At 37.9% G+C, this 6,973-nt stretch carries 4 protein-coding genes, 16 tRNA genes and 2 rRNA genes; 21 read left to right on the top strand and 1 reads right to left on the bottom strand.

The annotated features are described in order from the left end of the window. The 19 genes from G7Y65_RS06205 to G7Y65_RS06115 all read left to right on the top strand — a co-directional run. Positions 1-122: ribosomal RNA gene (locus G7Y65_RS06205) — 23S ribosomal RNA — on the top strand; the annotation flags it as partial. 99 nt (positions 123-221) lie between these two features. Continuing rightward, a 5S ribosomal RNA gene (rrf, locus tag G7Y65_RS06200) occupies positions 222-338 on the top strand. 6 nt (positions 339-344) lie between these two features. After that, positions 345-417: transfer RNA gene (locus G7Y65_RS06195), tRNA-Val, on the top strand. A gap of 2 nt (positions 418-419) precedes the next feature. Continuing rightward, positions 420-492, top strand: a tRNA-Lys gene (locus G7Y65_RS06190). 51 nt (positions 493-543) lie between these two features. Next, positions 544-616, top strand: a tRNA-Thr gene (locus tag G7Y65_RS06185). Positions 617-620: 4 nt separating this feature from the next. Further along, a tRNA-Gly gene (locus G7Y65_RS06180) sits at positions 621-693 on the top strand. Between the two features lie 2 nt (positions 694-695). After that, a tRNA-Leu gene (locus G7Y65_RS06175) sits at positions 696-779 on the top strand. Positions 780-787: 8 nt separating this feature from the next. Next, a tRNA-Arg gene (locus G7Y65_RS06170) sits at positions 788-861 on the top strand. 46 nt (positions 862-907) lie between these two features. Continuing rightward, a tRNA-Pro gene (locus tag G7Y65_RS06165) sits at positions 908-981 on the top strand. A 27-nt stretch (positions 982-1,008) separates the two neighbouring features. Continuing rightward, positions 1,009-1,082: transfer RNA gene (locus tag G7Y65_RS06160), tRNA-Met, on the top strand. 16 nt (positions 1,083-1,098) lie between these two features. Further along, positions 1,099-1,172, top strand: a tRNA-Ile gene (locus G7Y65_RS06155). 20 nt (positions 1,173-1,192) lie between these two features. Continuing rightward, positions 1,193-1,282: transfer RNA gene (locus G7Y65_RS06150), tRNA-Ser, on the top strand. Between the two features lie 37 nt (positions 1,283-1,319). Next, positions 1,320-1,393, top strand: a tRNA-Met gene (locus G7Y65_RS06145). 26 nt (positions 1,394-1,419) lie between these two features. Then, a tRNA-Asp gene (locus G7Y65_RS06140) sits at positions 1,420-1,493 on the top strand. An 8-nt stretch (positions 1,494-1,501) separates the two neighbouring features. Beyond that, positions 1,502-1,574, top strand: a tRNA-Phe gene (locus tag G7Y65_RS06135). A 22-nt stretch (positions 1,575-1,596) separates the two neighbouring features. Beyond that, positions 1,597-1,668: transfer RNA gene (locus G7Y65_RS06130), tRNA-Gly, on the top strand. 12 nt (positions 1,669-1,680) lie between these two features. Then, positions 1,681-1,754 (top strand) — tRNA-Ile (locus tag G7Y65_RS06125). 24 nt (positions 1,755-1,778) lie between these two features. Next, positions 1,779-1,866, top strand: a tRNA-Ser gene (locus G7Y65_RS06120). A gap of 497 nt (positions 1,867-2,363) precedes the next feature. Beyond that, positions 2,364-3,206 carry a helix-turn-helix domain-containing protein gene (locus G7Y65_RS06115; RefSeq protein ID WP_042493227.1) on the top strand — a complete coding sequence of 281 codons (843 nt, stop codon included), beginning with the start codon at positions 2,364-2,366 and terminating at the stop codon, positions 3,204-3,206. Positions 3,207-3,251: 45 nt separating this feature from the next. On the opposite strand, the gene G7Y65_RS06110 is transcribed toward G7Y65_RS06115, so the two are convergent. Then, positions 3,252-4,184 carry an NAD(P)-dependent oxidoreductase gene (locus G7Y65_RS06110; RefSeq protein WP_042493230.1) on the bottom strand — a complete coding sequence of 311 codons (933 nt, stop codon included), beginning with the start codon at positions 4,182-4,184 and terminating at the stop codon, positions 3,252-3,254. 250 nt (positions 4,185-4,434) lie between these two features. On the opposite strand from G7Y65_RS06110, the gene G7Y65_RS06105 reads away from it, so the two are divergent. Continuing rightward, entirely contained in the window at positions 4,435-5,907 is a 1,473-nt protein-coding gene (locus G7Y65_RS06105) for a cytochrome ubiquinol oxidase subunit I (protein ID WP_137600666.1), read from the top strand. Between the two features lie 3 nt (positions 5,908-5,910). Continuing rightward, on the top strand, positions 5,911-6,924 hold the full coding sequence (gene cydB, locus G7Y65_RS06100; RefSeq protein WP_042493231.1) for a cytochrome d ubiquinol oxidase subunit II: 1,014 nt from the start codon (positions 5,911-5,913) through the stop codon (positions 6,922-6,924). Positions 6,925-6,973: the final 49 nt, after the last annotated feature.

Raw genomic sequence — 6,973 nt, 5'->3', positions numbered from 1 at the left:
ATGAGATTTCCCATTCAGAAATGAAGTAAGACCCCTTATAGATGATAAGGTAGATAGGCTAGAAGTGGCAGTACGGTGACGTATGGAGCGGACTAGTACTAATGGTTCGAGGACTTAACCAAGTAGCAAGTGGTGTAAGGCAAAAATAATTTTAAAAAAGTATTGACATTATGATTCAGTTTTGAGATAATTAATCTCGTGGTTGCTTTTAGTAACTATCGTGTCGTGATGATGGCACTGAGGCCACACCTGTTCCCATACCGAACACAGAAGTTAAGCTCAGTAGCGCCAAAAGTAGTTGGAGGATCGCCTCCTGCGAGGATAGGACATCGCGATGCATCAATGGACGTTTAGCTCAGCTGGGAGAGCACCTGCCTTACAAGCAGGGGGTCATAGGTTCGAACCCTGTAACGTCCATTGGGTCGTTAGCTCAGTTGGTAGAGCAGTGGACTTTTAATCCATGGGTCCTGGGTTCGAGCCCCAGACGACCCACTTTAATAATATGTTTTCTATTTCGTCAATCTGGCAATTCATGTATTTGTTGCCGACTTAGCTCAGTTGGTAGAGCATCGCTCTTGTAAAGCGGAGGTCGAAGGTTCGAACCCTTTAGTCGGCATCATGCGAATATAGTTCAGCTGGTAGAACGCCACCTTGCCATGGTGGAGGTCGCGGGTCCGAATCCCGTTGTTCGCTTTGCCGGCTTGGCGGAATAGGCAGACGCACAGGACTTAAAATCCTGCGATGGAGACATCGTACCGGTTCGATCCCGGTAGCCGGCATATTATTTGCACCTATAGCGCAACTGGATAGAGTGTCTGACTACGAATCAGAAGGTTGAAGGTTCGAATCCTTCTAGGTGCATTGCAAACTTAAGTTTGCTGTTTATTATAATGCTAGTTAGCATGTTCGGGACGTAGCTCAGCTTGGTAGAGCACCTGGTTTGGGACCAGGGGGTCGCAGGTTCGAATCCTGTCGTCCCGATTGTATGGCATCAGTTGTGCCATAGTCCGCGGTGTAGCTCAGCTGGCTAGAGCGTCCGGTTCATACCCGGGAGGTCGAGGGTTCGATTCCCCCCGCCGCGATTGGCTCAAATAAACTGGACCTTTAGCTCAGTTGGTTAGAGCAGACGGCTCATAACCGTCCGGTCGTTGGTTCGAGTCCAACAAGGTCCATTTAGGCCTTAGGTATTTATGGAGAATTACCCAAGTCTGGCTGAAGGGAACGGTCTTGAAAACCGTCAGGTCGGGAAACCGGCGCGTGGGTTCGAATCCCACATTCTCCTTTGCTATTTTTTAAAAATAGTATTTAATATTTATTATAGCGGGTTGGAGCAGTCTGGTAGCTCGTCGGGCCCATAACCCGAAGGTCGTAGGTTCAAATCCTACACCCGCAATTAAATCGAATAATCATTTGATTTTTGGTCGCATGGTCTAGTTGGTTAGGACGTTCGCCTGTCACGCGAAAGATCACGGGTTCGAATCCCGTTGTGACCGTTTATATTGGCGCGGTAGCTCAGTTGGTAGAGCATACGATTGAAGCTCGTAGTGTCGACGGTTCGATTCCGCCCCGCGCCATAGCATTACATGGTAATGTTATGCGGATGTAGTACAATGGCTAGTGCTCCAGCCTTCCAAGCTGGGAATGCGGGTTCGATTCCCGTCGTCCGCTTTTTTGTTGTATGGGACTGTAGCTCAGCTGGTTAGAGCGCACCCCTGATAAGGGTGAGGTCGGAGGTTCGAGTCCTCTCAGTCCCATTGTTAAAATATTTATTTTGACATGGGGACATACTCAAGAGGCTGAAGAGGCGCCCCTGCTAAGGGTGTAGGTCGGGAAACTGGCGCGAGGGTTCGAATCCCTCTGTCTCCGTAATTAAAATTAAAGATATAGATAGCTTTCTGTTTTGGGAGCTATCTTTTTTTATTGCAATCATTAAATAAGACACTAATTCAAATTAGTGTAAATGAGACCATGACTATTTCGTCAAGCGCTTATCTCTCATGTGTGGCAGCAAAAAGTAAATACATACAAATGGCAGTAAATTAATTGGTTGAATAGACGTTATTAGTTTACTGCCATTTTTGATTTAAAAATAATCAGCTTATTTTTTTATACAAAAAAAGTGTGATTTGCATGCATGTCATAAACAAAAATGTAAAAATTAATTTTTGGGTAATTTGGTAAAAATTCATTTTACCTAAAAACATGGACAATGATTGATATGACGTTGTTTTTCGTATGAAAAATATCATAAAATATGTGTTTAAATTATATTTGACGTCAAATATTAATATGAAAGCACTTGTTTATTATTGAATTAACATTTATGCTAGTAAATATATTTTTGCCTTTGGAGAATGAAAGAGATGAAATTATTAAAAGGTAGTTTAAAACGTCGTCGCGAACAATTAGGAATTTCACAGGCAGATGTTGCTGAGGGTATCTGTCATCAATCATTATTATCGAGGATTGAGCGAACTGATGAAATTTCTAATATCACTGTTTTACAGCAACTGTGTGCTCGCTTACAATTACGTGTATCAAATGTTGCTAAGATAAATGAGTTAACTGTTACACCGTTAACAGTAATTCGATACTTTATAGATACTGATCAATGTGATCAAGCTGCTAGTCGATTAGAAAATACAGCATTATTACGTCGGTTACCAGCATTTGCATTGCCGGAGTACAATTTATTAAAGGCTAAAATTGCGTTAGCACAAAATCAAACCACTGTGGCAATGCAACTACTGCAGATTGCGTTAGGTGATGCTGAGAAGCACCAAATGGAATTAATGATTGAAATATATACTGAAATGGGGGCAACCTGGGCAAAAAAAGGTGAATATGTTTATGCATCAGAGTGTTACGAACGAGCTTGTGGGTTGATTAAAAGTTATCGACCAGCTTTACAAGCAGAAATGGGTAATGTTATTGCTAATACGTATTATCATCAAAGTGCACTATACTTGATGATTAATGATCCTAAAAAAGCTAATGAACGTATTATGCAAGCTTTAGAAATTTTACCTTCAAAAGATCAGTTTCATCAGATTGTAAAACTACAAAAGTTGCGTGTACAATGTTGTGAACAATTATCATTATTGGAAGAAAAACAACATGCACAGATGTTAATTTACGCAGCAGCAGAATTTTCAAAAGATATAAATTTAAAGGATGATGTCAAATCTTATTTAAATAAAAATTAATAGAAAAAGCCTTTCAATGTAAATTGAAAGGCTTTTTATTAAGCATTAATAACCGGTATCATAGTTCACAACATTTACGGATAGGGGATTATGATTAATAAAGTCAGGTAAGTTTTTCATAAATATAGTAAAGAGTTCTTCTGAATTGCCAGCCCACGTTGTATGTTGTGTTAGAAGTAAGTTATCTTGTTGCCATAATTTAGAATTGGCAGGGAGAGGTTCAGTAGTTGTTACATCAAGCGCAGCATATTTTATCGTACCATCATTTAGCTTTTTCAAAAGATCAGTTTCATTAACTGTAGCACCACGACCAATGTTGATAAATAAAAATAAATCATTAAATAAATCTAGATTTTGTTGATTAAAAAAATGATTCGTTTGCGCTGTACTAGGTAAACTATTAATGACAATTGCAATATTATCTGGTAATTTATTTAAATTATTAATAGCAAATACTTTATCGAAATTATTTGCAGGATGACCAGATGTATTAACGCCGTAAACAGGTGTATCAAAAGACTTTAAGTACTTAGCAATTTGTTGACCAATTTGACCGGTACCAAAGATAATAACGGGTAATGATTGCAAGATAAATTGATTAGTGTATGGTTGCCACTTTTTTTGATTTTGATAGATGTTTAATCCACGTGCAAAATAAAAAATATAACTAATAACACTTTGTGCAATTGGTATAGAACGTTGACCACTTGCATTGGTTAGGATGATTTTTTGTGCAGAAAATGTATCTAGCGGCATATAGTCAACTCCTGCAGAGTAGGCTTGAATCCATTTTAATTGATGATTTGGTGTTGCTAAGATATTATTGATGATATCAGCATCCCAACCATAGCTGATATCGATATTAGGGTAATGTTTAGTGGTCAAATTTTCGGGTGTAATAACTACCACATCGTAGGAATTTAATATTTCGATATCAGCATCCGTTAAAGGTGATAAAGCTAACAAATTTACAGTCATGCTAAGTCCTCCAAAAAGTATATTTTAATTTATTTTAAGCAAAATATTGGAAAAGGTCTATCGAATTAGTTTGATTTTATGACAAAAATAACAAAAAAATTTGGTTGATGAAATGATTATGAAAATATTCACAAATTAAGTATAATTTAGTAAATTAAAGTGGTAAAAAATGACTAAAGTAAGGTACAATAAGATTGTATGAGCACTTATTGCGCTTAAAAATTAAGTTATCAATTAGGAGGTTAGTTGTATGAACTTGATAGCAGGTCTATCCATTTTAAACCTTGCACGATTTCAGTTCGCAATGACAACAATTTTTCATTTTTTCTTCGTACCGTTGTCAATTGGGTTAGGTATTATTGTTGCAACAATGGAAACCTTGTATGTTATAAAAAAGGATGATCAATACAAACGTATGACCAAATTCTGGGGTAAAATTTTTATGCTCAGTTTTGCGGTTGGTGTTGTAACGGGAATCATTCAAGAGTTCCAATTTGGTATGAACTGGTCACGCTACTCACGTTATGTGGGGGACATATTTGGGCCAGCTTTAGCAGTTGAAGCGCTAGTTGCATTCTTTTTGGAATCTACATTCTTGGGACTATGGTCATTTGGATGGGATCGCTTTAATAAGAAATTGCATCTATTGTTTATTTGGTTAACAACCATCGGTTCAGCTTTTTCAGCACTTTGGATTTTAGCAGCTAATTCATTTATGCAAAATCCGGTCGGCTTTAAAGTTGATCATAAATTTGATCGTGCAGTCTTAGTTGATTTTCCGGCGTTGTTACAAAATCATCAATTATGGTTGGAATTCCCACACGTTATTTTTGCAACGTTTATGGCTGGATCTTTTGCCGTAATTGGTATTTCAGCTTGGTCATTATTACGCCGGCCTCATCACGAACTGGACTTCTTCAAAAAGTCAGTTAAGGTGGGAGCTGTAGTTGCATTGATTGGAACAGCTGGTTTGCTATATACTGGTGACCGCCATTCATTGTACTTACAAGATGACCAACCAATGAAGTTTGCTGCCACTGAAGCGCTTGATAAAAATGTTGGTGGTGATGACGAGCAAGCGCCATGGTCAGTGATTGCGTACAGCGATCCGAAGACACATGAAGTTAAATGGTCATTGGATATCCCATACATGCTCTCAATTTTAGCTCATCACTCTCTTGTGGGTGGTAGTCAAGGTTGGCATGAATTAAATAAAGAATTACATGAAAAGTACGATGTTAAGTTTGGCCATGATATGAATTATTATTTGCCAAATAATACACTTTACTATAGTTTCCGTATCATGGCAGTCTCTGCAGGGGCATTTGGTTTACTTGCAATAGTCGCATTGTGGGCAGTACGTAAAAAGTCAAAAATTGATATTTCAAAATATAAGTGGGTTCTTTGGATATTTGGATTATCAACATTCTTACCATATGTTGCTATTACATCTGGTTGGTTGATTACTGAACTTGGTCGTGCACCATGGGTTGTTTACGGTGTTCTTACAATGGCTGATGCGGTGTCACCTAATGTTTCAGCAACATCATTGTTGACGTCAAATATATTGTATTTCACAACGTTCCTAGTTTTGGGTCTAATAATGATTCTACTTTCACGTCGTGTAATGATTGCTGGTCCAGAGTCAGTGGATGAAGAAGTGACAGACGAAAACGTTGATCCATTTTCACCAGAAGCCTTTACAGATGGAAAGGAGGCCTAAATAATGACGGGATATCAAATGTTATGGTTTGTCTTGATTGCTGTTTTGTTTGCCGGGTTCTTCTTTTTGGAAGGATTTGACTTTGGAATTGGGATGTCATTGAAAACCCTAGCTAAGGGTGAAGCTGAAGAAGACGCATTGATTAGATCAATTGGACCACACTGGGATGGTAATGAAGTATGGTTGATTACTGCAGGTGGTGCAATGTTTGCCGCAATGCCTTTCTGGTATGCGTCATTGTTCTCAGGATTTTATTTGATTTTATTTGCTATCTTAATTTGTTTGATTTATCGTGGTGTTTCATTTGAATTCCGTGAACAAATGCGAACAGTTAAGTTTAGAAATTTGTGGACGACCATCTCATCTATTACATCAATGTTAGTGCCATTCTTGTTTGGATTATTATTTACTGATGTTGTTCAAGGTATGCCTTTAGATGTGCACGGTGATATGTCAGCTGGTTTCTGGGATTACTTTAATATTTTCTCAGTGATTGGTGGTGTCGCATTATCATTACTTTCATACGTACATGGCTTGAATTATGCACGTCTAAAGATTACGAGTGGTTCATTACATGATCGTATTCAAAAGCAATTGAAAGTATTATATCCAGTACTTCTGATTGGTGAAGTCGCTTTTGCAATTACATTGTTTATTTATACTGACTTTTTTGTTCAAAAGCCAGTCATTACAGTTGCTTTGTTGGTTGCAATCGTTGTATTGACAGTATTAGCATGGACCGTGACTTTAAAGCAGAAAAATACGTTAGCATTTATTATGCTAGGTTTGGTAATTATTGTGCTAGTCGCATTATTGTTTACAGGATTATTCCCACGCGTTATTGTTGGTAATGAAGCTGGTATGTCAATTCTTTTGAAGAATGCAACATCAACACCTTATACTTTGAAGTGGATGACGATTATCTCATTAACTGCATTACCAATTGTATTAGCTTACCAAATTTGGAGCTTTTACGTTTTCCGTGATCGTATTCATGTTAAGAAGATGTCTTATTAATTATGTATTAGCGTTATAGTTGATACACTTAAAAAGGTTGGAACAGTTG

Origin of the sequence: Weissella sagaensis (assembly GCF_010306265.1) — a bacterium.
Classification (GTDB): Bacteria; Bacillota; Bacilli; order Lactobacillales; family Lactobacillaceae; genus Weissella; species Weissella sagaensis.
Note: the sequence above shows the minus strand (reverse complement) of the source record. Positions and strands in the feature narration are given on the sequence as shown.